This window comes from Massilia sp. BKSP1R2A-1, assembly GCF_050586525.1.
GTDB lineage: Bacteria > Pseudomonadota > Gammaproteobacteria > Burkholderiales > Burkholderiaceae_D > Telluria.
This window is the reverse complement of the sequence record NZ_JBOBRE010000039.1, coordinates 1-977: the sequence shown is the minus strand read 5'-3', so window position 1 is coordinate 977 and position 977 is coordinate 1. Positions and strand designations below refer to the sequence as shown.

Here is a 977-nt window from a genome sequence, read left to right as displayed (position 1 = left end):
TTCACGTTTATATGGACGCCTCCCTTTTGCAAGGTAATTCAAGCAATGCCAGAGTAGGAAAGTCGCAGTTTTATATCCGGCCTTGGTTGCGGCAAGCCGCTGGCCCCGATGAAATCCGCTGACCCACTCCTCATTTCTGGATCGGGCTTGAAGCCCTAACGTGAACACAGGTTTGGTGAGCCCCGGTCTGACCTGTCTGTCATCGTTGTCACTACCTAACGCAACTTGTGAGGTGCAATCCTTTCGTGGCTACGTGTAAATGGCTCAGTTCGATGTGCCTGGTCTCACGCTGACGTATTCTCTGTCGTAAGCTCGCTCGTGAGCCAGCACAGCCCAGATCGTGCGCGCCATTTTGTTTGCAAGCGCAACCGTCACCACGTTCGATGGTCGGCGCTTGCTGATCTCTTGCAGCCATATTGGCAAGACTTTGGCATGTCGCTGGATCGAGTGAGCGCCCTGCACCAACAGCGAGCGCAAGTATATGTCGCCGCGCTTGCTGATCTTTAATAGTCGAACTTTCCCTCCTGTGCCGGTCTGGGCTGGTACCAATCCGATCCAGGCAGCGAATTCACGCCCAGACCGGAACGTCTTGGGATCTCCCATCGTCGCTACCGCAGCGGTTGCGGTAAGAAGACCAACGCCAGGGATCTCCGCAATGGCGCGCGCGGCGCGATCTTGTCGAAGCCAGGCCGACAGCCGAGCCTCGATCCGGGCGATCCGTTCGTCGAGCCTGTTTAACTCATCTAATTGTTCTCGCAGCGTGTCGATCAGCATCGCAGGCAGACGTTCGGCAAGTCGTGCCAGGGCTTCCTTGATACCGGCATCAAAGCCGGCTTTTCTGGTCCCGAAAACTTCGCCGTACTCCGCAATCAAGCCTCGCATTTCGTTGCGTTGCGCCGTACGTTGTTTGACCAACAACCGGCGCACCCGATGCAGGGCCAACACAGCTTGCTGCTCTTCGTTCTTGACGGCAACAG

Annotated in this window: 1 protein-coding gene; it reads right to left on the bottom strand. The window is 56.5% G+C overall.

Going from position 1 to position 977, the window contains the following annotated elements; genetic code table 11:
* Positions 1 to 264 precede the first annotated feature (264 nt).
* Positions 265 to 977: IS110 family transposase (locus ACQ7JA_RS24965; RefSeq protein ID WP_430902402.1), on the bottom strand; the 713-nt coding region annotated here is incomplete at its 5' end.